Here is a 23106-nt window from a genome sequence, read left to right as displayed (position 1 = left end):
GCCAGGTCCTTACTTGGCTAGGCGCTCGAACAGCTTGACCGCGGTATCCACGCAGCGCAGCAGGCGTTCGCCCTCGGTGAGCACCAGCCGCGCATGCTTGGCCTTGCCGGCCGGCGACGGATCGGGGCACAGCGCGCGCGCGAAGCGCTGCCACTGGCTGGCCACGACCTCGAGTTGGGCGCCGAGTTCGGCCTGGCTACCGGCGACCCGGGCCAGTTCCGCGAGATTGCTCTCGAATTCCTGGCAGGTCTGCCGGGACAGCACGGCGATGCTGCCGTCCAGCTTGCCCCAGTCGTGGAACAGGAACAGCTTGCAGATGCGCTGCGACAGCATGCGGTTGCGTCCGGCCGTATTGACGTAATTCGCTTCCGGAATGGCGGCTTGGCTGGCCGCGCAGGCGGTCAGGCCGTCCGCCGCGTCGAGGATTTCCTCGCTGAGCACGAAGATGCGCTCGGCGTCCGCAGCGTCTTCGCTGGCCATGGCTTCCTGATAGGAGGGCCACAGCCGCTTGATGGTTTCCAGCTTGGCACTCGGCTCGGCCCCCAAACCCAGGCCGTCGAGCCGCTCCAGGTTGCGGATGAAGTCCTTCTCGCACTGGCGCAGCTTGATCCGTGCCCGACTGGGCGCCACCCCGGCAGCGATGCTGCCCCAGGCGACGGCCATGCGCTGCGACAGCAGCCGCAAACGACCGCACATATTGACCAGCACGCCGGAGGGCAGCGCCTTGCCGGCCGGCCGCGCGTCACCCTTGCGCTTGCGGCTGAAACTGAGCCTTTGTCCGGCGTCGCCGCTGACCGTATCGAGCAGCGCCGCATTCTGGATATGGACACAGCGCCCATCGACCACGATCACGCCCTTGTCGCTCAATTCGCGCAGATTGCGCGACAGCGATTCCGGCGTCATGCCGATGCGGGCGGCGATCACTTTCTTGCTGGCCTTGAGCAGGACGGTCGTTTCACCAGCCAGGCCGGCCCGCTCGCCGGCCTGGTCCAACAGGTAGTCGAGCAGGCGCTGGGCGCCGGTCTGCCCGTAGTGGAAGCCCGCCGCGTCGAATTCGGTGGCGCACTGGCGGCGGGCCAGTGCGGCGATGATGCGGCTGCTCAGATTACGGTTGAGGTGCACCGCCTCGCGCAGCTTGCGGATATCGATGGCGACCAACTGGGTGACGGTGATGCTCGAACAGGTGGCCGCATAATGCGTGGCGCCGAACACCTCGCCGACGCCAAGCAACTGTTCGTGCTGCACGATCTCGATGACCCGGCTGGCGCCCCCCGGCACATCGACCACGCGCTTGACGCTACCGGTGAACAGGATGTGCGCTTCGCGGATGGGCTGGCCGGCTTCGTACAAGGTCTGGTTGGCTGCCAGTTCGACGATGCGGCTGGCCGTCGTCAATCCGACGAGCAATGCCGGCGGCAAGCCGCCCAGCAACTGGCTGGCGGCAAGCAACTTGCGCTGGGCGCGCAACGCGTCGTTCGACCGTACGTTCAAAGTGGGAAATCCTGCCAATCTGTTGTCAGAACGACATGCTAGTAAAAAAGAACGAGATGGATAATCATTCTCTTGGTGGAGTTGCCCACCTCCTTTGGTGCTAGTGGACGTTGTTGCAGGCCGCAAACACCTTCGATCAGTTTCCAGCGCGCCTTCCCTCCGCTGTCGGAAAGCGCCGGCGGCAAGTGTTACGCTAGCGCCTTCACGCTCTCCTTCGCCCCCTACCGATGTTCGCCAAGTTCTTCGCTGCGCTGGCTCTGGCCGGCCTTGCCGCCGCAGCCTGCGCCGACGGCCTGCCGCCCGCCGTCCTCAAGGCCCTGAAAACGGCCCAGATTCCCACCGCCAACGTCGCCGTCGTCGTCCAGCCGGTCGATGCCACGCAACCGCTGGTCGCCCACGGCAGCGGCCAGGCGATGAACCCGGCCTCGGTGATGAAGCTGCTCACCACCTATGCCGCGCTCGACCTGCTCGGCCCGGCCTACACCTGGAAAACCACGGTGTGGACCGAGGTGGCGCCGGTCGACGGCGTGTTGAACGGCAATGTGTATATCCGGGGCAGCGGCGACCCGCGCCTGGCCATCGAGCATCTGTGGAGCCTGCTGCGCCAGCTGCGCGTGCGCGGCATCCAGCAGGTCGCCGGCGATTTCGTGCTCGACCGCACCGTCTTCGACGTGCCGGCCATCGACCCCGGCGCCTTCGACGACAAGCCGATGCGCCCCTACAACGTCGGCCCGGACGGCCTGCTGCTCGACTTCCGGGCGCTGCGCTTCACGCTGCTGCCGGACAACGGCAAACCGCGCGTGCTGCAAGAGACGCCGAGCGATGGCCTGCGTGTCGACAACCAGTTGCGCGCCGGCAATGGCGACTGCGGCAGCAACTGGAAGGACCTGATCACCGTTCGCCTGATTCCCGAAAACACCGGCAACCGGTTGGAATTCACCGGCAGCTACCCCGCCCTGTGCGGCGAGAAGCCGCTCAACCTGGCGCCACTGCCGGCCGACACCCAGGCCGGCGGCCTGGTCCGTGCCTTGTGGAAGGAACTCGGTGGCAGCCTGGTCGGCCAGGTGCGCGGCGGCACCGTGCCGATCGGCGCCCGGCTGCTCGCCCAGCACGAATCGGCGCCGCTGGCCGATGCCGTGCGCGACATCAACAAGTTCAGCAACAACGTGATGGCCCGCCAGGTGTTCCTCACCTTGGGCAATGACAATGCCCCCGCCACCCCGGAACGGGCCAGGCAACGGGTCGCCGACTGGCTGGCCGGCCGCAACCTGCGCTTCGGCGAACTGGTGCTCGACAACGGCTCCGGCCTGTCGCGCATCGAGCGGATCAGCGCCGGCAGCCTGAACCGCCTGCTGCTCGACGCCTGGAAAAACCCGGTGATGCCGGAATTCGTTTCCAGCCTGCCCATAGTCGGCATCGACGGCACGATGAAGAAGCGCCTGCGCGATACCACGGCGACCGGCCGCGCCCACATCAAGACCGGCACGCTGGAAGGCGTCAAGACGGCGGCCGGCTATGCGCTCGACGCCCAGGGACGGCGCTATGCGATCACTTTCCTGATCAACCACCCGCGCGCCCAGGCCGGCAGCGCCGCCATCGACGCGCTGATCGACTGGGTGGCGCAACGCCGCCTGGGCGAGAAACCGCCGGTGCTCGAAGATGAGTGAGCACCCCGCCCTGCCGGCCGAGTTCCTCGATCAGGCCGGACTGAACCGCCAGCACGTCTTCGACCTGGCCGCCCTGCCCGCCGAAATTAGCGGCCGCCTCGCCATCGGGGCCGGCGAGCGCCAGCTGATCCTGATCGGCCACGGCGGGCGGCGTCTGTGGCAATGCGTGCAGGCTTCCGGCATGGGCGGCGAGCATCCAATCGACGACTACAGCACGCAGACCGTCGCCCGCTGGTTCGCCGAGTGTCTGCCCGGCCACCGCTACCGCCTGCTGTTCCCCGGCGAACAGCCGATCGGCCTGCAGGCGCTGGGCGAACTGGCCGGCTGGCACCAGCCGTCGCCGATCATGGTCGGCGTCGACCGCGAATGGGGCAGCTGGTATGCCTACCGGGCCGTCGTAGTGGCCGATACCGATCTGCAGCCGTCCGTAGCACTGACCGGGCGCAGCCCCTGCCCAGCCTGCGCGGGGCAGCCGTGCATCGCCGCGTGCCCGGCCAATGCCCTGCGCGACGGCCGTTTCGATCTCGAAGCCTGCAGCCGCTTCCGCCTGCAGCCGGAATCGCCCTGCGCCCATGGCTGTCTGGCCCGCCAGGCCTGCCCGGTGGGCAGCGAACACCGCTACGACGATGCGCAGATCGAGCACAGCTATTCGCGCTCGCTCGCCGTCATCCGCTGCTACTACCGCTGATGACCGATAGTCGCCGCCATCGCCACAACCTGTTCGAGGATGCGCAGTCCCTGCTCGTGGCACCGCTGATTTTCGCCTTCGCCATCCTGCTGCTGCGCGAAGCGGGGCTGCTCACCGGCGGCACGGTCGGCATCGCCTTCCTGATCCACTACCTGAGCGGCTGGGCCATGGGGCCTATCCTGTTCGCCGTGAACCTGCCCTTCTACGTGCTGGCCATGCGTTCCATGGGCAAGGCCTTCACGATCAAGACCTTCCTGTCGGTCAGCCTGCTGGCGCTCTACACCGAACTGCTGCCGATGCTGGTCGACGTACATTCCCTGCACCGCGGCTTTGCCGCCATCATGGGCGGCTTCCTGGCCGGCATCAGCCTGCTCATGTTGATCCGCCACAAGACCAGCCTGGGCGGCCTCGGCATCCTGGTCATCCATTTGCAGAACACCCGCGGCTGGCGGGCCGGCAAATTGCAGATGGCGGCCGACTGCCTGATCCTCGCCGCCGCGGCCTTCGTCCGCGATCCGCTCAGCGTCGGCCTGTCCATCGTCGGCGCACTGGCCCTCAACCTGGTCATCGCGGTCAACCACAAGGCCGGCCGCTACATGGGCACCTAGGCTACGGGACGCCCGGCGGACAGCGCCAGCCAGCCGCAGATGACGCGGTAGCCGACCCACAGGCCGAGCAGGACGATCATGATCCAGGCCAGCGGGATACCGATGATGGTGATGATCAGCACGCCGTAGGCCACCAGCCAGAGTGCGGTGAACCAGAAGGTGCGGATCTGCCAGGCGAAATGGCTCTCCAGCCAGGTGCCGGCGACCTCGCCGCGCTTCAGGTAATTGAGGAAGACGGCGATCAGCGACGGCAGGCCGAAGACGAAACCGCCGGCCACGGTGGCCGACGAGGTGACGCCGATCAGCACGGCCAGCGCATGCAGGCCGTAGATGACATGGGTGAGCTGGACCAGCGACGGGCGAACACCGTGCAGGTCGGGGCTGGGAACAGGTTCGTTCATGCCGTTTCCTCCGGAAGATACTTCTGCATCAGCAGCGCATTGCCCGCTGCCGGATCAAGGACATAAGGCGTGAAACCGGCCTGGCGGTAGGAAGCCATCGCCCGCGTGTTGTTGGACAGCACTTCCAGGGTAAGTTTGCAGCAGCCGAGTTCGGCCGCCCGCCGTTCGGCCCAGGCGAGCAGTGCCTGGCCTATGCCCTGGCCGCGCCTGCTGGCATGGACCACGATATCGTGGACATTGAGCAGGGGCTTGGCGGCGAAGGTGGAAAAACCGGCGAAGCAGTCGATCAGTCCGACCGCCTGGCCGTCCAGCCAGGCCAGCGCGCCGTGGAAGCCGGGGACTTCCTTCAGCGTGTTGACCAGATGGACCTGAGCGTACTCGGACAGCCCGTCGCCACCGCCCATCGGGTCTTGCGCATAGTGTTCGAGCAGGTCGAGAAAGGCCTCGACGTGGCACTGATCGGCCAGATCGGTGGCGGTGATGACAAGGCGGGAGTGCATGGCTGGCGATGCCCGAAAGCGGAGGAAGGCGCCATGTTAAGACGCCCTCCGCCCTTTCTTCAAGCCAGCGCGAAAACGGTTTCCGTTCCTTCGTCCCAGCCGTCCCACAGGTAGTCGTCGGCCTTGCCGTCGGCGATCAGGCGCAGGGCGTAATTGACCTGTTCCTTGTAGAAGTCGCAGAAGGCGCCGATCTTGTCCATGCCGCCGTTCATCTCGAATGCCTCGGCCGGACAGGGCGAGCCGCAGAAATGGCGGATCGCGCAGTCGCCGCAGGGGCTGAACTTGTCCACGTCGCGGGTCGTCACCGCCTGGAAAGCCGGCGAGGCCAGGGCCGCCTCGACGCCACCGGTCAGCAGATTGCCGCCATTGAAGCGCGGCAGGCCGATGAACTCGCTGCACGGGTACAGGCTGCCGTCGGCGGCCAGCGCGAAGAAGGCGCGGCCGCCGCCGCAGGGCGAGATGTCGCACATCAGGCGGCGCGCCGTCGGGGCCAGGATGCCGATCAGGATATTGGCAAAATTGGCCACCATCAGCTTGCGGCCGGTTTCCCGGTACAGCTCGTGGGTGCGGTCCATGGCCGCGAAGAAGGCCTTGGCCATGGCGCCGTCGGCCGGCTTGACGCCGCGCGCCCCGGGCAGCGTGCAGCGCACGGTGTTGAGCATGCAGGTAGGCACTTCATGGGCGTGGAACAGCTCGACCATGTCCGTCAGGTAAGGCAGGTTCTCGGTCGTGCAGGTGGTGATCACACTCCACGATCCGTAGCCGCGCAGCTTCTCCATGGTGCGCAGTACCTTGTCGTGCACGCTCTTGCCGCCCCAGGTCCGGCGCGTCGCGTCGGTGATCCCGGCCATCGGCCCGTCGAGCGAGAGGCCGATGCTGACGTTGCGCGAGGTCAGGAAATCGATGGCCTGGTCGTCGAGCAGCGTGCCGTTGGTCTGCAGCCCGAAGATGAAGTCGTGGCCGAAGACGTCGATCGCCTCGAACACGGCGGCCTGGTTCATCAGCGGTTCGGCGCCGTGGAAAATGGCGCGCGGCTTGCGGCCGTCCGGCATGACCGAGCGGAAGTAGTCGCGCAGCTTGCCCAGCGAGGCGAGCAGCGTGTCGGCCGGCATGTGGCTGCCGCCGCTGCGCTGGGTATCGGGCAGGTAGCAGTAGGTGCAATTGAGATTGCAGCGCTCGGTCGGGTTCAGATAGACGCCGGAGGGCTTCAGGTCGAAACGCAGGGCATGCAGTTCGTTCCGGAAACCGTCGGCCTTTTCGCGATAGGCGGCGAGCGTCGCCGGATCGAGCCCCTCGCCGATCTTGTTCTTGTCGACCAGCGCCCAGAAGGCGGTATCCGGATCGGTCAGCGCCGCGTAGACAGCGTGGCCGATGTCCACGGGCTGGAAATGCGGGTCGCTCAGGGCGCCCGCGGGCAGCGCAGCGGTCATTTGGCGGCCTTCTTGTCCATCAGCACGTAGTGCGACAGGCCCATGCCTTCCGGATTGCAGCTCTTGCGCACCGCGATAGTCGGGGCGACCGGAGCGGCCTGGTTTTCGGTGGTTTGCGGGGCTTTGACGGTCGACGTCACGGTTTGGGTCATGTTCCACTCCTCGGGAATACAAAAACAAAAAGGGCTCCGGCTGACGGCACGCTTGTCGCATGCAGTCAGCCGGAGCCCTTGCCTTGGCTCCTGATGGGCATCGATTCGTCTTCTGGCTTCCGGATCAGCCGAAGCGCTGCGCCTTCCCCGCGCGGTATGCCGCGCAAGTGGCCGGTCTGGCGACCGTGCAGTCTTCGTCCCCGGTTACAGCGGCGGGCCCGCCACGGATTCGCACCGTGTTCCGTATCTCGATGCCGATAGGAGCGCGGATTCTCTCAAGCCGGCGAGTCGGGGGTCAATTCGTCCTAAAGACCTAGTTCCTGCCACATCGTGTCGACGCGTTTCTTGACGTCGGCATCCATCACGATGGGCCGCCCCCACTCACGATTCGTCTCGCCCGGCCACTTGTTGGTCGCATCCAGTCCCATCTTGGAACCGAGGCCGGCCACCGGCGACGCGAAATCGAGGTAGTCGATCGGCGTGTTGTCGACCAGCGTCGTGTCGCGGGTGGCATCCATGCGCGTCGTCATCGCCCACACCACTTCCTTCCAGTCGCGGATGTCGATGTCGTCGTCGACCACGATGATGGTCTTGGTGTACATGAACTGGCGCAGGAAAGACCAGATGCCGAACATGATGCGCTTGGCGTGGCCGGGGTACTGCTTCTTGATCGAAACGATGGCCATCCGGTACGAGCAGCCTTCCGGCGGCAGGTAGAAATCGACGATTTCCGGGTACTGCTTCTGCAACAGCGGCACGAAGACCTCGTTGAGCGCGACCCCGAGCACCGCCGGCTCGTCGGGTGGCTTGCCGGTGTAGGTACTGTGGTAGATCGGGTCGCGGCGCATCGTGATGCGCTCGATGGTGAAGACCGGGAATTCGGCCTGCTCGTTGTAGTAGCCGGTGTGGTCGCCGTAGGGACCTTCGAGCGCCATCTCGCCGGGATGGATGACACCCTCCAGCACGATTTCGGCCGAAGCGGGCACCTGCAGCGTCGAGCCGACACACTGCGTCAGCTCGGTCTTGCCGCCGCGCAACAGGCCGGCGAACTGGTATTCGGACAGCGAATCAGGCACCGGGGTCACGGCGCCGAGGATGGTCGCCGGGTCGCAGCCAAGCACGACGGCGACCGGGAAGGGCTGGCCAGGATTGGCCAACTGGTGGTCGCGGAAATCGAGCGCCCCGCCGCGATGGGCCAGCCAGCGCATGATGACCTTGTTCGGCCCCAGCACCTGCTGGCGGTAGATGCCGAGATTCTGCCGGTTCTTGTGCGGCCCCCTGGTGACAACCAGGCCCCAGGTGATGAGCGGCGCGATGTCACCCGGCCAGCAGTGCTGGATGGGCAGTTTGGCCAGATCGACATCCTTGCCCTCCCAGACGATTTCCTGGCACGGCGCGTTCGACACCTTCTTCGGCGCCATGTTGAGCACCTGCTTGAGGATGGGCAGCTTGTCCCAAGCGTCCTTCAGGCCCTTGGGCGGCTCGGGCTCCTTCAGGTAGGCGAGCAGTTTGCCGACTTCGCGCAGGGCCTGCACCGATTCCTCGCCCATGCCCAGCGCCACGCGTTGCGGCGTGCCGAACAGGTTGGCGAGCACCGGCATGCTGTGCCGGGTCAAGCCGGAGCGCGGCTTCTCGAACAGCACGGCCGGTCCGCCGGCGCGCAGCACGCGGTCGCAGATTTCGGTCATTTCGAGGCGGGTATCGACCTCGACGCCGACGCGCTTCAGGTCGCCGGTCTTTTCCAGTTGCGACATGAAGTCGCGCAGATCGTGGTATTTCATCCGAAGTTCTTTCCGGCGAGCAGGAAGTCGACGACGATGCCGGCAAAAATGGCCATGCCGACCCAGTTATTGTGCAGGAAGGCCTTGAAGCACGGCATGCGCTCGCGCCCCCGAATCCAGGTGTAATGCACGCCCATGATGCCGGCGGCGACGACCAGCCCGGCATAAAAGGCCCAGCCGAGATGCCGGCCGTAACCGATCCAGCCGATGATGCCCAGCGTCACGGCGTAGCACCCCATCACCGCCGCCACGTCGAAACGGCCGAAAGTGATGGCCGAGGTCTTGATGCCGATCTTCAGGTCATCCTCGCGGTCGACCATGGCGTATTCGGTGTCGTAGGCGACCGCCCAGAAGATGTTGGCAAGCAGCAGCCACCAGGCTTCGGCCGGCACGCCATCAAGCTGCGCTGCATAGGCCATCGGGATGCCGAAGCCGAAGGCGATGCCGAGGTAGGCCTGCGGGATGGCCAGGAAACGCTTGGTGAAGGGATAGCTGGCGGCGAGGAAGAGCGCCGGCAGCGACAGCCAGATGACCAGCGGCCGGCCGAGCAGCAGGACCAGCACGAAGGAGGCGACGCATAGCCCGACGAACAGCCACAGGCTCTCCTTGACGGTGACCCGGCCGGCGGTCAGCGGCCGCTCCTTGGTGCGCTCAACATGTTTGTCGAAGTCGCGGTCGGCATAGTCGTTGATGACGCAACCGGCCGAACGCATCAGCACGGTGCCCATCACGAAGACCCACAGCACGGCCCAGTCGGGGCGGCCGAGCGACGACAGCCACACCGCCCACAAGGTCGGCCAGAGCAGGAGCAGGATGCCGATCGGCTTGTCTAGCCGCATCAGCTTTTCGTAGAGGTCGAGTTTTTCCTTGAGCGCGATCCAGTTCATCCGCGGATTTTACCTTGGCGACCGACCGCCGCCGACGAAAACGGCGCCATCCGGGAGATCAATGGGCGCGATTGCGCGCCGCCTGCTGCCAGGCCACCACAGCCTGCCCGGAATGGGCGAGGATGGCTTGGTAACGCTCATCCGGCAGGGCGTGGCGCAGCGAGGCGAACAATTGCTGGGTGCCCTCCTGGGCCAGCGGCGAGGCCGGCGACTGCCCGGACAGCAGGCCGATCTGGATATTGGCCAGGGCGTCGGCAATCAGCCGCCAGCCGAGGAGCGGCATTTTCTGGTCGAGGGCGACCATCAGGCTGCCCAGCGTCTGCACGATGGCCTCGACCTGCTCGCTCGACTCGCAGGCCGCCATGGCGTGCCACAAGGCGAGGTGAATGCCGCGCCTCAGGTCGACCTTGAAATCGATGGCATCCGACTCGACAGCATCGAGCTGCTCGAAATATTTCTGGAACAGCGCTTCTTCCCGCGCATCGAGGCGAGTGCGCAGGCCGCCGATCAGGGCGGTCAGCGGGTGGATGGCGGTCAGGCCGAAAGCCTGCGTATAGGCCAGCCCCCACTGGTCGAGGCCGCCGATCAGCAAGGCCAGGCGCAGCGCCCGTGCTTCGTCGCTGCCGCCGGCCCGGCACCAGTTGGCGCATTGCGAGGCCACCTCGCCGAGCACGCCGACATCGGGCGTCCCGTCACCGGCTGCGGCCTGCCGGAAGACGCCGGCAAAGACATCCTGCGCCATGCGGGCGGCCAAGCGCTGGGTATCGGCATTGGCCAGTTCGGCAAGTTGGTCGGCGGGGATAGTAGCTGCGGTCGTCATGGCAAACAGTCGGAATCGGGAAAAGGGCGCCATTTTACCGGGCTACCGGCCAGCAGGTTATCATCGGGAAAAATGACAAGCGCGCCAGTCAGGCAACGCCCCCACCCCTTCCAGAGAACCCAAATGAACCCATCGCTATACGATATCCCGCTCGTCAGCCTGAGCGGCAGCCCCGCCCACCTCGGCCAATTCAAGGGCCAGGTCCTGCTCATCGTCAATGTCGCGTCGAAGTGCGGACTGACGCCGCAATACGAAGGCCTCGAAAAGCTGTTCGAAAGCCATCGCGCCCGCGGCCTGCAGGTGCTCGGCTTCCCCTGCAACGATTTCGCTGGTCAGGAGCCGGGCAGTGCCGACGAAATCGCATCCTTCTGCACCACCAACTTCGGTGTCCAGTTCCCGCTGTTTGAGAAAATCAGCATCAACAGCGCGCCGCGTCACCCGCTGTACGCCCACCTGATCGCCGCCCAGCCCCAGGCCAGCTTCCCGGCCGGCAGCGATTTCGTCGAAAAGCTCGGCCAGTACGACATGCTGCCCAAGCAGCCGGACGACGTGCTGTGGAATTTCGAGAAATTCCTGATCGGCCGCGACGGCAGCGTACTGCAGCGCTTCTCTCCGGACACCGCACCGGACGACGCAACGCTGCTAGCCGCCATCGAAGCCGCTCTGGCCCAGTCCTGATGAATACGCGCCATACCCCGCCGGCACCGGCCGCCAAGCGCGACGTCTGCCAACCCACCGGCTCGGCCGAGCTGGCCATGCTCGACGTCTACATGCCGATGATGAAATCGGCCGCCATCCTGTCCGCCGGCAAACTGGGCCTGTTCGAAGCGCTGGCCGGCGGCCCGCTAGCCATCCCGGCGCTGGCCGACAAGCTGCAGGCCAGCGCCAGCGGCACCCGCTTCCTGGCCGATTTCCTGGTCACCATCGGCTATCTGGAGCAGCACGGCGAGCACTTCGCCAACACCGCCAGCACCCAGCGCTGGTTCACCCGCGCCGGCCAGGTCGATTACACGCCCGGCCTGCTGTGGTCCCTGGAAGCCTGGCCGATGATGGGCGACCTGAGCGCCGCAGTGCGCCGCGGCGGGCCGGAGCGCACCCTGTGGCAGGCCATGGAAGACCAGCCGCAGCTCGGCAAGACCTTTTCCGCCTACATGGACGCCTTTGCCGGCGACCTCGGCCCCGACCTGCTCGCCCACGTTCCCGTCCTGCCGCAACACCAGCGCCTGCTCGACCTCGGCGGTTCGCACGGCATGCATTCGATCCGCTTCTGCCAGCGCTATCCGCAACTGAGCGCCCTGATCGTCGACCTGCCCAGCGCGCTGACCGAAACCGACACCACCATCGCCCGCCACGGCCTGGCCGAGCGCATCCACGCCAGCCCCGGCGAATTGCTGGTGCACGACTGGCACGGTCAGCACGACGTAGTGTTCTATCTGTCGGTGGCGCACAACCACACGGCCAACGAGAATCGCCTGGCCATCCGGCAGATTTACGAGGCGCTCAACCCGGGCGGCCTGCTGGTCATCCACGAATACCTGGCCGACACACCGCACAACGCCTTCCTGTCGGCTTTCCGCCTGACCCTGCTCTACGAAACCGGGACCCAGACCTATCGTTATGGCGAGTATGTCGACTGGCTGGCCAGCGCCGGCTTTGCCGACCTTAAACGCATCGACCTCGACCCGCTGGAAAAGGGTTCGCTGATCATCGCCCGCCGGCCCGACTGAGCGGTCAGCATCCCCGGCCGGCGCCGGGGAAAGGCGGCTAAATCTCTGGTTCCAGCGCCTCGGTTTCCGGGCGGCCGGCCACGCCGCCCGCCGACGCGGCAAACCAGCGCAGCAGCATGGCGAATAGCGCTTCGGGATCGACCGGCTTGGCGATGAAGTCGTCCATGCCGGCCTGCTCGCAGTGCGCCCGATCTTCGGCAAAGGCATTGGCAGTCATGGCGATAATCGGCAGCTTGTCGCCCGCGGGCAAGGCACGGATGTGGCGGGTGGCTTCCAGGCCGTCCATGACCGGCATCTGCATGTCCATCAGGACCAGGTCGTAATCGTTCCGGCCGGCCAGGGCCACCGCTTCGGCGCCATTTTCGGCGCAATCCACGGCCAGGCCCGAGCTTTCCAGCAATTCCAGCGAAATCTCGCGGTTGATCGGCTCGTCTTCGACCAGCAGGACGCGGCGACCGCGATAGTCGCGGGCCAGGACCTGCTCGGCCCCGGCGGTTTCCGGGGAGCCGTGATGGGCGACGGCGCCGCCCTTCTTCAAGCGGACGGTGAACCAGAAGCGGCTGCCGCTGCCGGGAACGCTGTCCACGCCGGCATCACCGCCCGACAACTGGGCGATTTTCCGGGTAATCGCCAAGCCGAGCCCGGTGCCGCCATGGCGTCGGGATGTCGAGTTGTCGGCCTGTTCGAAGGCGGAAAACAGGCGCGGCAGTGCTTCGGGCGCGATGCCGATGCCGGTGTCGGCCACCGCAAAGCGGAGCAGGACGCTGTCGTCAGCATCCTCGTCGATACTGACGCTCAGCGTGATGCTGCCGGTTTCGGTGAATTTGATGGCGTTGTTGGCGTAGTTGAGCAATCCCTGCTGCAGGCTGGTCACATCACCGAGCAGCGGATAGGGAATGGTCTCGATCTGCTGCCGCAGCGCCAGGCCTTTGGCCTGTGCGCGGTGGTGCAGCATCGAAACGATATTGCCGAGTATCTGCGCGACGTGGATGGGCTTTTCGTCGAGGGTGAATTTGCCGGCCTCGATCTTGGACAGGTCGAGGATGGCGTTCAGCACTTCCAGCAGATGCTCGCTGGCTCCCTCCAGCTTGGCCAGCCGTTCGGCCTGCAGCGGGGTCAGGCCGGCCCGCCGGATCAGGTGGGCCATGCCGGTAATGGCATTGAGCGGGGTGCGGATTTCGTGCGACATGTTGGCGAGGAAAGCGCTCTTCGCCACGCTGGCCGCTTCGGCCGCCTCCTTGGCGACGGCCAGTTCGCCGGTGCGATCGGCGACCAGTTTCTCCAGATGCAGGCGATGCTGCTCGAGTTCGATTTCGGCCGACTTGCGGGCCGTGATGTCGATGCGGTTGCCGACGATATACCCGCTGGGGGTCCGGTGCTCGATGATGAGCAGCCAGCGCCCGTCGTCCAGGCGCTGCTCGAAATGCCGGCCGTCGGCGGCCTGATGCAGCCTGACGCGCGCCTCGACCCAGGCGTCGATGTTGCCGACGGCTTCCGGGTACTGCCCCCGTTCCGCGCCCTGGCGGACGATTTCCGTAAACGTGGCGCCGGGCACGATCAGGTCGCGGCTGGTGGTGTACAGGTCCCGGTAGGCGTCGTTGCAGGCGACCAGACGATCGTGGTCGTCGTAGATGGCGAAACCGACCGCGATGTTGGCGACCGCTTCCTGGAACAGGGTATTCGCCCGCATCGCCTCGTGTTCGGCCCGCTTGCGTTCGCTGACGTCGCGGAAAGTGATCACCGCGCCGTCCGGCGCACCGCCGCCTTCGATCCGGGCGACGCTGTATTCCACATCGAACGGCGAGCCGTCCCGGCGCCAGAAAAACTCGTTATCGACATGATGCACGGCGCTGCCGCCGGCGACTGCGGTGGCGCCGAGCAGTCGCGCCAGGCGGCAGTCGAAGGCCTGGTTATCCGCGCCGGCGCTGTCCGGGCGATGGATCAGGACGTGGAAATTGGCGCCGACCAGTTGCTCCCGGTCATAGCCCAGCATCTGTTGCGCGGTCGGATTGACAAAGGTGATCGTGCCCTCGGCATCCACCCCGCAAATCCCTTCGCCAGCGGCGACGAGCAGCGATTCGTAACGCCCCGCTAGGCGATTGGCCGCCATCTCCGAGCGTTCGAGACGCCGCTGCGTCCGCAACTGGCGCAGGAACAGCCAGCCCAGGATCAGCGCGAAGGCCAGGACCGAGGCGCCGGCCAGCGCGGTCTGGATCCACCACGGCCGCAGGAAGTCATCGCGGGCGACGCCGACAATGGCGACCAGCGGGTAATTGTGCAGCCGTACGAAGGCGTGCACGCGGACGACGTCATCGACCACCGACGGCAATTCCATCACGCCGGAATTGGCGCCGGCATTGATGCGTTCCCAGAGCGGGGTGCGCACCGGCTCATTGACCTCGCGCTCGATGGCCGGCCGACGCACGATCAATTGGGCGGTGTCGCTGCGCCGGATGGCGATGACCGCCTTGCTGCCGATGTCCGGCGCATCGATCAGGGCCTGCATCCGGGAAAGGTCCAAAGCGCCGGCAACAGCGCCCAGGAAGCGGCCATCCGTGTCGCGGATCGGCACGGCGACAATAATGGTCGGCACGCGCACTGCCTTGCCGATCAGAACCTCGGAAACCGCCAGATTACGGCCGGGTTCGTCCCTCAGCGAGATGAACCATTTGCGATCGCTGACATTGAACCGTGCCGGATCTGGTCCCGCGTTCATCATGATGTCGCCATTCGCGGTAACCACCCGGTAATTCGAGACTTCCGGAAAGCGGCGCAAATGCAGCGCCATCAGCGACTCGACCTCGGAGCGGCGTTGTTCGCCGCGCTCCTGCCACAGATCGACCGGTTTCAATACCTTCGCAAAGACAAGCAGATCGCCTTCGGCACGGCGTAACGTGCCTTCGATATCCTCGCGCAGAATTTCCGCCAGGTTGGTTACCGTGGTTTCGGCCTCGTGGTAATAGCGGGCACGACTTAAGGCGGACAGGCCACCGACCAGGACGGCGACGCCCATCAGCGCGAGGCAAACGGCAACGATCTGAATGCGGGATTTCATCGGCGGATTACCGTAACAAGGCTGCTATGGCTTCAGCGGTGGTCTCGGGCTATCGAAGCGCGATTTGTATTGTGCCGGACAGCATAGCAGCTTTGTTTGCCGGCGGAACTCGCCTCGCATTTACGCGTGGCATGGTGGATTTCGGCAATCGCTTGCCGCCAGGGGAACCTACGCTTCGGGCAATGCTCCTAGCTACCATCTCGTGTTCAGCCCTGCGGGGAGGTAATGCCGTACAAGTTCACAAGGGAGCGTTTCGGTCTTTACCGGCGATTTTGGGGAGAGGTTTCCGAGGAAGAATTCCTGGAATCCATCAACCTGGTTCAGGCGCGTCCCGACTTTGACGAGATTCGCTACTCGATCATCGACCTCAGCGATGTCGATTCAATCGCCATCACCGAATGGGCCTTCGAGTGGGCGGGCGCCATGAGCTTCGGCGCCGCCAAGGCAAATCCGAACATCTCCATTGCCCTGGTCACGCCGAGCGAGGTGATCGCCAAACTGGCACCCCATTTCGTCTCCCCATATCAACTGCGGATATTTACCAAGCTTGAAGACGCACGCCGGTGGATAGAAGAGCGGCTATCGTAGCCTGCCGGATCATTCGGCAACGACGGCGATCACCTTGCGCCGCCGCGCCGCTCCCTCGGCGATTTCGGCCTGAATCTCCTGCGTTTTCGCCATCCGTTCGCCGCGATAGAACAGGTTGAACGCCTCAAAGGGAATCAGCCGGCCATCCGGCTGGGCGAAGTGGATGCAGGATTTTTTCAGAGCACGCAAATCGAGGTTGGCGGCGTCCATGAATTGCACGATCAGGACCCGGAAGACGTTCTCGTAGGCGAGTTCCGGCGCTGAAATCGCCGGCAGGCAGCAAAGCAGCGCCGACAGGCAATTGGCCTGCGACTCCGGCGAATGGTTGGTCGAGAACAGCTTGAACACGGCATCCTTCATGGCCGGATCGCGCTCGAAGACGATGGTGTTGCGCGGCCCGGCAAGCAGGGCCTCCGGGCCGAGGTGGCGGGTCAGCGGCAGGGCCTCGCCGCCCAGCTTGAGGGCGTAGCCCATGGCCAACGTGTCCGGATTGCATGGTACCGGCACGATATCGTCGAGCGTGAACAGCCCGGACTGTTCGGCAACGCGCCGCCGCACTTCGCTGACCGTCAGGCGGTGGCGCGCCGGTTCGAAGCCGACGTTGCGCCCGGCATCTGATACCGGCTGCAGCGTCACGCCGCGCACGCAGCGGTACTTCAGGCCGTGCTGGATGACGGCGCCGATTTCCTCGTCGTTGATGCCGCGCTTGACGGTCATCACCAGCGTCGTCGAAATGCCGTGTGCCTCCAGGTTGGCCAGCGCCCGCTCGTGGATGGCGGCGAGGTCGGCGCCGCGCATGTACTGCAGCACCTCGTCACGCAGCGAATCGAACTGCAGATAGATTTCGATGCCCGGCTTGTAGCTCGCCAGCCGGGCGACGAAATCCGGCTCGCGCGCCAGGCGCAGGCCGTTGGTATTGACCATCAGGTGGCGGATCGGCCGCGCTTTCGCCGCGCCGAGGATGGCGAAGAAATCCGGATGCAGGGTCGGTTCGCCGCCGGACAGCTGCACCACGTCGGGCTCGCCTTCGTTGGCGACGACGGCATCGAGCATGGCTTCTACCTCGGCCAGCGAACGATGCTGCTGGCGCTCCGGCCCGGACTCGGCATAGCACACCGGGCAGCGCAGGTTGCAGTGCTCGGTGATCTCGACCACCGACAGGCAGGAATGCTGCATGTGGTCGGGGCACAGGCCGCAATCGTAGGGGCAGCCGTGCTGCATGGCCGTGTTGAAGCGCTCCGGCATCTCCGGCGCCTTGACGTAGACCTCGCGGCACAGCCGGTAGTAGTCGGCATCGTCGGCGATCAGCACGCGCTCGATGCCGTGCGCCGGGCACCATTTATCGAGGAAGACCTCGTCGCCCTTGATGACGATCTTGGCTTCGACCTGGCGCAGGCAGGTGGTGCACACCGAGGCGGTGGTGTCGTAGAAAAGCCAGGGGCGGTTTTTGCGGCTCATTGCTGCTCCTTGTTGTGATTGTCCTTCAGCCATGCGTCGGCCTCATTCAGCACCGCCTGCCTGGCCGGCCAGCACTCAATGGGCATCTTCACCTTCCGTTTCCGGGCGCTCGCGCATCCAGTTACGCAAGATCCACCACACACCGGCCACACCCAGCAGCAGGCTGGCCATGCCAATTAAGGCCATGCCGCCGCCCCCGGTGTTCACGGTGCCGAACATGACGCACAAACCGCCGCCCGCGATGAACAACAGGCCGATACCGATCAGAAAAACCCGACCGATCACTTTCAAAATGGTTAACACGCTCATCGCCCCCTGTCTTTGTCTGCTTGCGACTTAGCGGATGCCCCGAAGGTCAGCCACAGGATGCCACCGCCGAAAGCCATCACTAGCCCACCAATCAACGCCAGAACACTCCAGCCGAAGGTGGCAATGCATGTCCCGCCACCTACGATGGCGTACAGACCAACGATCAGCACCAGTCCCTTGCCGACAATATTCAGCAAAGCCTTCATTGCGCCCTCTTTTCCGTGTGCCTCATCAAGACCGACACCCATTGTCGCCAAACGACCGGCAGGTAGATCACCAGTCCCACCAGGCACACCCACTGGATGCCTGACAGCCCGAACGGATAAGCATAGGGAATCGGCTTGATCGCATCGACCAGCAGGCGCCAGGCGAGATAGGCGATCAGCATCAGCTTGAACAACAGCCCGGGCGGCAGGGCCAACCGCTGCCGCGCTGTCGCCAGCCCCCACCACAGCAGGCCGGCGAAGAGAATTTCGTAAAGCTGTGTCGGGTGGCGCGGGATGCCGTCGCCGAAGTCGATGGCCCACGGCAAGCCGCTCGGATTGCCGTACGTGCCGTCGGCCAGCCCGGCCAGGAAACAGCCGGCCCGACCGATCATCAGGCCAAGCAGGACGGGAAAGACGAAGGCATCGCCGGTCGACTGCGCAATGCCGTTCAGCTTCTTGGCGATCTCGACACCGATCAACCCGCCGAGCAGGCCGCCGACCATCGACTGCCCGCCGAACAGCACGGTCGGCGTCGTCCAGTATTGCGCCAATAGATGCGGCATCTCGACCCAGAACACCAGCTTGTTGCCGATGGCCGCCCCGAAGACGCAGCCGGCGGCGACGACGAAGCCCGCGCCGTGCAGGATGCTGCCGCCCCCGCTCCGCCGTCGCAGCAGCCGGTAATAGGCGGCGCCGACGACAAGGGCCAACATTTCGAAAATGCCGTGCACCAAGGCTGCCTGTTCGGCCGGAATGAAGCTCATGGTCGGCGCGCCCATGCCTCGTCAGCGGCACTCGCCACGCAGGGTGCGGACCTGTGCCTGCAGATGCTCAGGCGTCGCCTCTACCGCCGGCACCGGTGCGCCGACATGCAGGGCGATATCCGAGAACAGTCCCCGCCGGAAGGGGGTCTTCATCGCCACGCCATCGACCCGCGAGAAGAAACTGCCCCACAGCCCGGCCAGCGCCATCGGCACCACAGGCACCGGATGGCTCGCCAGAATCCGGCTGACGCCCGGCCGGAAGGGCTGCAGTTCGCCATCCGCGGTGATGTTGCCTTCCGGAAAGATGCCGACCAGGTCGCCATCGGCCAGGGCGCGCGCCGCTTCGGCGAAGGCCGCTTCCATCATGGCCGGGTCTTCCTTGGCAGAGGCGATGGGGATCGCGCCGCAGTGGCGGAAAACGAAGCCAAGGAGCGGCGTCTTGAAAATGCGGTGATCCATCACGAAGCGGATCGGACGCGGCGAAGCGCCCATGATCACCACCGCGTCGGCGAAGCTGACATGGTTGGCGACCAGCACCGCCGCCCCTTCCTGCGGGATATTCTCCAGCCCGGTGGTGCGCAGCCGATACACCGCCTTGACCAGCAGCCAGGCGACGAAGCGGAGCAGGAATTCCGGCACCAGCCCGTAGATGTAGATGGCGACCAGCGCATTGAGCAAGGCGGCGAGCCCGAACAGGGCGGGGATCGACAGCCCTTTGCCGAGCAGGGCCGCCGCCCCCAGCGCGCCGACCACCATGAACAGCGCATTGAGGATGTTGTTGGCGGCGATGATGCGCGCCCGGTGGTCCGGCGAACTGCGCACCTGGACCAGGGCGTAGAGCGGCACGATGAAGAAGCCGCCGAAGACGCCGAGCATCATCAGGTCGAAGAGCACGCGCCAGACCGCGGGAATGCTCAGCAGCGCGAGCAGTTCATGCGGCGTCGTGCCGGCCAGCGCGTCCGGCGAGGCGAAATAGAGATCGAGCCCGAACAGGGTCAGGCCGATCGAACCGAAAGGCACCAGGCCGATCTCGACATGCTTGCCCGACATCCGCTCACAGAGCATGGAGCCGACCCCGATGCCGACCGTGAAGGTGGCGAGCAGCAGCGTCACCGACGACTCGCCGCCGCCGAGCACGAACTTGGCGTAGGCCGGGAACTGGGCGAGGAACAGCGCGCCGTACAGCCAGAACCACGAAATGCCGAGTATGGACAGGAAGACCGTGCGGTTCTGGCGGGCGAAGGCAATGTTGCGCCAGGTTTCGGACAGCGGATTGAGATTGACCTTCAGTTCCGGCGCTGGCGGCGGCGCCACCGGGATGCCGCGGCTGGTCAGGTAGCCCGCCGCGGCGACCAGGAAGCCACCGACCGCAATCCACGCCGGATGCTCGACCGAGCCGGCAAGCAGGCCACCGGCCAGCGTACCGATCAGGATGGCGACGAAAGTGCCGGCCTCGATCAGCGCATTGCCGCCGACCAGCTCATCCTCATGCAGGTGCTGCGGCATGATCGCGTACTTGACCGGCCCGAACAGCGTCGAATGGCAGCCGAGCAGGAACAGCGCGACCATCAGCACCGGCAGGCTGGTCAGGAAGAAGCCCGCCGCCGCGACGCCCATGATCGCCATTTCCAGCACCTTGACCAGCCGGGCGAGCATCGCCTTGTCGTACTTGTCCGCCAGTTGCCCGGCGGTGGCCGAGAACAGGAAGAAGGGCAGGATGAAAATGCCGGCAGCCAGGTTGGCCAGCAGCTCCGGCTTCAGCGTCGTCCAGTGCGCCGCCTGAAAGGTCAGCAGCACGACCAGCGCGTTCTTGAACAGGTTGTCGTTGAAGGCGCCGAGGAATTGCGTGGCGAAGAAAGGCCTGAAGCGCTTCTGTTTGAGGAGTCCGAATTGTCCGCTCATACAGCCTCCGCCAAGCGTTTCAGGGTCACGTAATCGACCTTGCCGGTGCCGAGCAGCGGCAACGACTCGACCTTGTGGATCTTGCGCGGCACGGCCAGTTCCGGCACGCCTATTTCCCTCGCCTTGGCGGCGAGCAGTTCGCGCGTCAGTTCGCCGTCGGTGGTGAACAGCACCAGCGCCTCGCCCTTGGCCGGGTCTGGCTGGCTGGACGCGGCATGCGGCAGGGCCGGCGACGTGGCCGTGGCGAGCTTCTCGACCACCTCCAGGCTGACCATCTCGCCGGCGATCTTGGCAAAGCGCTTGACTCGGCCGACGATCTTGACGAAACCTTCCTCATCCACCTCGACCACATCGCCCGTCTCGTACCAGCCGGCGCCGGCGTCCGACGCCGGAGGCTGCAGCACGCCGGGCTGATCCGCCTTCAAGTAGCCGGCCATTACATTCGGGCCGCGCACGTGCAGCAAGCCGCCCTGCTCGATCCCCGGCACCGGCACCAGCTTGTAGTCGACCCCCGGCAGCAGGTTGCCGACCGTGCCGGTCTTGTAGGCCATCGGCGTATTCACCGCCAGCACCGGCGCGGTTTCGGTCGCCCCATAGCCTTCGAAGATGCGCTGGCCGAATTTCTCGAACCACTGGCTGCGCACCGCTTCCGACAGCTTCTCGGCACCGGCCACGACATAGCGCAGGCGATAGAAGTCATAGGGATTGGCGAACTTGCCATAGTTGGCAAGGAAGGTCGAGGTGCCGAACAGGATGGTGCAGCCGCGGTCGTAGGCCAGTTCGGGAATTACCCGGTAATGCAGGGGCGACGGGTAGAGGAACAGGCTGGCGCCGTTGAGCACCGGCAGCAACGCGCCGGCGGTCAAGCCGAAGGAATGGAAGATGGGCAGCGCATTGAGCACCTTGTCGTAGACCGAGAAATCTATCACCGAGCGGATCTGCGCGATGTTGGCCAGGATGGCGCGGTGCGGCAGCACGACGCCCTTCGGCTTGCCTTCCGAGCCCGAGGTGAACAACACCACCGCCGCGTCCTCCGGTGAGGCCGGCAGTTCGAAGCTGCGCGGGAAATGCAGCGCCCACAGCACCAGCCACAGCTTGTCGGCGAGGCCGATACGCTCGCGTACGTCCTCCAGATAGATCAGCTGCACGTTGGCCAGCCCCGCCAGCTTATCGGCCAGCTTGGCCTGCTCGACGAAGGCGCGCGAGGTGACGATGGTCTTCACCTCGGCGGCATCGCAGGCCGCCTGCATGGCCTCGACGCCGGCCGTGTAGTTGAGCATGGCCGGAATCCGGCGGCGGGCGCTGAGGCCGAAGATCAGGCCGATGGTCGGCACCAGGTTGGGCAGCAGTAGGCCGACCCGCTCGCCGGGCCGGGACAGTCGCTCGATCTGGCGACCCAGCATCAGCGCCATCTTGAGCAAGTCGTTGTACGAATACTCGATCTGCTTGACGTCCTCGAGCAGGCGACGGCTGCGGCCGTAGATGTCCACCGCGTCGCACAGGGCGGCATACAGGGTCTGCTGTGGCCGGGAGGCGACGATCATGTCCTGCATCAGCCGGCGCATCGCCTCGCCCGACTTGCGCCTGCGCAGCTTGGCGGTGGCCCCTTCCGGCATCGGGAAATGCCGTGCCGGCATGATGGACAGGCGGATTTTCGGGAACAGCTGTTTCGGATGCTTGCCCGACAGGCGCGAGAAATAGGTACGCTCGGCACCCTGCAGACGGACCGGCACCACCGTCGCCCCGGTCTTGGCGGCAACGAAGGCCGGGCCGTCGTACACCTTCATTAGCGAACCGGTCAGCGTAATGCGTCCTTCCGGAAAAATGACCACCGGCCGGCCGGTTTCGATCAGGCGGATGACCTTCTTCATGGCCATCGGGCTGGTCGGATCGACTGCCAGGTAATCGACCTGCGAGAGCAGGATGCGGAAAAAGCGGTTCTCGGCGATGGTCGTATGCACGACGAAGACCGGGTCGATGGGCAGGAATAGACCGAGCAGCAGGCCATCGAGAAAGGACTGGTGGTTGGCGACGACAAGCAGGCGCTCATGCCGGAAATCGGCTTGCTGCGCAGTCACTTCGACACGGAACAGCAGGCGGGCCAGGCCGCGCAACAACGGCCGCAACAGGGTACGCAGCATCAGGTACTTTCCTTCAGGTAATCGAGGACATTGGTGAATGTGCTTTCCAGCGCCGGCCGGTCGATCCAGAACCAGACCTCCTTGCCGACCTTCTCGGACCCCAGCACGCCGGATTCGTGGAGAATCTTCAGGTGGTGCGAGACGGTCGACCGGGCCAGCGTCGACACTTCGGCGATCTGCCCGACATTGAGCCGTTCGCCCGGCTCGAACAGCATCAGGATGCGCTGCCGGTGCTCGTCTCCGAGGGCCATGAAGATTTTCGACATCGCCGCCCACTGGGGCGGAATGGCTTGCGAATAGTCTTTTTTCATATCGACAATCTTAGTTACATCGATATGACTATGTCAACAACCCAGAACCGGTTTTTACCGGCTGCGACTTGAATCGCCTCTTTCGCAGCGTGGAATCAGATAGCCAAGCCCTGTGCCACAAGGATTTGTGTGCTCGGCTCTCCTCCAGGGCGCGTACCGGGGAGATGCGTTCGGAATCACCATCGGGTACGCCCACCGCGTAACCCCGGATTCGGCCTGA

At 65.3% G+C, this 23106-nt stretch carries 22 protein-coding genes and 1 riboswitch; of the genes, 6 read left to right on the top strand and 16 right to left on the bottom strand.

Translation table 11 applies throughout. The annotated features are described in order from the left end of the window. Positions 1-9: 9 nt before the first annotated feature. Positions 10-1491, bottom strand: a complete 1482-nt coding sequence (locus LZ012_RS04330) for a type IV pili methyl-accepting chemotaxis transducer N-terminal domain-containing protein (RefSeq protein ID WP_275707883.1) — start codon at positions 1489-1491, stop codon at positions 10-12. Between the two features lie 227 nt (positions 1492-1718). Between LZ012_RS04330 and dacB the strand changes: the two genes are divergently transcribed. The 3 genes from dacB to LZ012_RS04315 are packed head-to-tail and all read left to right on the top strand — an operon-like array spanning position 1719 to position 4454. Next, complete coding sequence (gene dacB / locus LZ012_RS04325) at positions 1719-3158, top strand: D-alanyl-D-alanine carboxypeptidase/D-alanyl-D-alanine endopeptidase (RefSeq protein ID WP_275707881.1); 1440 nt, start codon at positions 1719-1721, stop codon at positions 3156-3158. Then, entirely contained in the window at positions 3151-3846 is a 696-nt protein-coding gene (locus LZ012_RS04320; protein WP_275707879.1) for a hypothetical protein, read from the top strand. The genes dacB and LZ012_RS04320 overlap by 8 nt, the downstream gene beginning before the upstream one ends. Continuing rightward, complete coding sequence (locus LZ012_RS04315; RefSeq protein ID WP_275707877.1) at positions 3846-4454, top strand: YitT family protein; 609 nt, start codon at positions 3846-3848, stop codon at positions 4452-4454. The genes LZ012_RS04320 and LZ012_RS04315 overlap by 1 nt, the downstream gene beginning before the upstream one ends. Here LZ012_RS04315 and LZ012_RS04310 read toward each other — a convergent pair. From LZ012_RS04310 to LZ012_RS04280, 7 genes are all read right to left on the bottom strand, one after another. After that, on the bottom strand, positions 4451-4855 hold the full coding sequence (locus LZ012_RS04310; protein WP_275707875.1) for a DUF4870 family protein: 405 nt from the start codon (positions 4853-4855) through the stop codon (positions 4451-4453). The two genes, LZ012_RS04315 and LZ012_RS04310, sit on opposite strands and share 4 nt — an antisense overlap. Further along, positions 4852-5355, bottom strand: a complete 504-nt coding sequence (locus tag LZ012_RS04305; RefSeq protein WP_275707873.1) for a GNAT family N-acetyltransferase — start codon at positions 5353-5355, stop codon at positions 4852-4854. Before LZ012_RS04305 ends, LZ012_RS04310 begins: the two co-directional genes overlap by 4 nt. Positions 5356-5414: 59 nt before the next feature. After that, a complete protein-coding gene (cbpB, locus tag LZ012_RS04300) occupies positions 5415-6785 on the bottom strand; it encodes a peptide-modifying radical SAM enzyme CbpB (RefSeq protein ID WP_275707871.1) in 1371 nt (456 codons plus the stop codon). Further along, a complete protein-coding gene (gene cbpA / locus LZ012_RS04295) occupies positions 6782-6937 on the bottom strand; it encodes a modified peptide precursor CbpA (RefSeq protein ID WP_275707869.1) in 156 nt (51 codons plus the stop codon). Before cbpA ends, cbpB begins: the two co-directional genes overlap by 4 nt. Before the next feature lie 107 nt (positions 6938-7044). After that, positions 7045-7180, bottom strand: a riboswitch (cobalamin riboswitch). 62 nt (positions 7181-7242) lie between these two features. Then, a complete protein-coding gene (gene ubiD / locus LZ012_RS04290) occupies positions 7243-8718 on the bottom strand; it encodes a 4-hydroxy-3-polyprenylbenzoate decarboxylase (RefSeq protein ID WP_275707866.1) in 1476 nt (491 codons plus the stop codon). After that, on the bottom strand, positions 8715-9605 hold the full coding sequence (ubiA, locus tag LZ012_RS04285; RefSeq protein WP_275707864.1) for a 4-hydroxybenzoate octaprenyltransferase: 891 nt from the start codon (positions 9603-9605) through the stop codon (positions 8715-8717). Before ubiA ends, ubiD begins: the two co-directional genes overlap by 4 nt. Before the next feature lie 58 nt (positions 9606-9663). Then, the gene (locus tag LZ012_RS04280; protein WP_275707862.1) at positions 9664-10425 is read right to left on the bottom strand and encodes a hypothetical protein; all 762 of its coding nucleotides are present in this window, start codon (positions 10423-10425) and stop codon (positions 9664-9666) included. A gap of 123 nt (positions 10426-10548) precedes the next feature. On the opposite strand from LZ012_RS04280, the gene LZ012_RS04275 reads away from it, so the two are divergent. Beyond that, positions 10549-11103: a thioredoxin domain-containing protein gene (locus LZ012_RS04275; RefSeq protein ID WP_275707860.1), complete on the top strand. Its 555-nt coding sequence runs from the start codon at positions 10549-10551 to the stop codon at positions 11101-11103. After that, positions 11103-12152 (top strand): class I SAM-dependent methyltransferase, encoded by a 1050-nt coding sequence (locus tag LZ012_RS04270; RefSeq protein WP_275707858.1) that lies wholly within the window; start codon positions 11103-11105, stop codon positions 12150-12152. The genes LZ012_RS04275 and LZ012_RS04270 overlap by 1 nt, the downstream gene beginning before the upstream one ends. 37 nt (positions 12153-12189) lie before the next feature. Here LZ012_RS04270 and LZ012_RS04265 read toward each other — a convergent pair whose 3' ends face one another. Continuing rightward, positions 12190-15207: a response regulator gene (locus tag LZ012_RS04265; RefSeq protein ID WP_275707856.1), complete on the bottom strand. Its 3018-nt coding sequence runs from the start codon at positions 15205-15207 to the stop codon at positions 12190-12192. A 225-nt stretch (positions 15208-15432) separates the two neighbouring features. On the opposite strand from LZ012_RS04265, the gene LZ012_RS04260 reads away from it, so the two are divergent. Beyond that, positions 15433-15795: an STAS/SEC14 domain-containing protein gene (locus LZ012_RS04260; RefSeq protein ID WP_275707854.1), complete on the top strand. Its 363-nt coding sequence runs from the start codon at positions 15433-15435 to the stop codon at positions 15793-15795. 9 nt (positions 15796-15804) lie between these two features. Here LZ012_RS04260 and LZ012_RS04255 read toward each other — a convergent pair whose 3' ends face one another. From LZ012_RS04255 to LZ012_RS04225, 7 genes are all read right to left on the bottom strand, one after another. Continuing rightward, positions 15805-17253, bottom strand: a complete 1449-nt coding sequence (locus LZ012_RS04255) for a radical SAM protein (RefSeq protein ID WP_275707852.1) — start codon at positions 17251-17253, stop codon at positions 15805-15807. 75 nt (positions 17254-17328) lie between these two features. Then, positions 17329-17562: a hypothetical protein gene (locus tag LZ012_RS04250; RefSeq protein WP_275707850.1), complete on the bottom strand. Its 234-nt coding sequence runs from the start codon at positions 17560-17562 to the stop codon at positions 17329-17331. Then, positions 17559-17768 (bottom strand): hypothetical protein, encoded by a 210-nt coding sequence (locus LZ012_RS04245; protein ID WP_275707848.1) that lies wholly within the window; start codon positions 17766-17768, stop codon positions 17559-17561. The genes LZ012_RS04250 and LZ012_RS04245 overlap by 4 nt, the downstream gene beginning before the upstream one ends. Further along, positions 17765-18532 carry a prolipoprotein diacylglyceryl transferase gene (locus LZ012_RS04240; RefSeq protein WP_275707846.1) on the bottom strand — a complete coding sequence of 256 codons (768 nt, stop codon included), beginning with the start codon at positions 18530-18532 and terminating at the stop codon, positions 17765-17767. Before LZ012_RS04240 ends, LZ012_RS04245 begins: the two co-directional genes overlap by 4 nt. Before the next feature lie 21 nt (positions 18533-18553). Continuing rightward, entirely contained in the window at positions 18554-20434 is a 1881-nt protein-coding gene (locus tag LZ012_RS04235) for an MFS transporter (RefSeq protein WP_275707844.1), read from the bottom strand. Beyond that, entirely contained in the window at positions 20431-22575 is a 2145-nt protein-coding gene (gene aas, locus LZ012_RS04230) for a bifunctional acyl-ACP--phospholipid O-acyltransferase/long-chain-fatty-acid--ACP ligase (RefSeq protein WP_275707842.1), read from the bottom strand. The genes LZ012_RS04235 and aas overlap by 4 nt, the downstream gene beginning before the upstream one ends. Continuing rightward, positions 22575-22886 carry an ArsR/SmtB family transcription factor gene (locus tag LZ012_RS04225; protein WP_275707840.1) on the bottom strand — a complete coding sequence of 104 codons (312 nt, stop codon included), beginning with the start codon at positions 22884-22886 and terminating at the stop codon, positions 22575-22577. The genes aas and LZ012_RS04225 overlap by 1 nt, the downstream gene beginning before the upstream one ends. Positions 22887-23106: the final 220 nt, after the last annotated feature.

Source organism: Dechloromonas hankyongensis (genome assembly GCF_022012295.1).
Classification (GTDB): Bacteria; Pseudomonadota; Gammaproteobacteria; order Burkholderiales; family Rhodocyclaceae; genus Azonexus; species Azonexus hankyongensis.
Note: the sequence above shows the minus strand (reverse complement) of the source record. Positions and strands in the feature narration are given on the sequence as shown.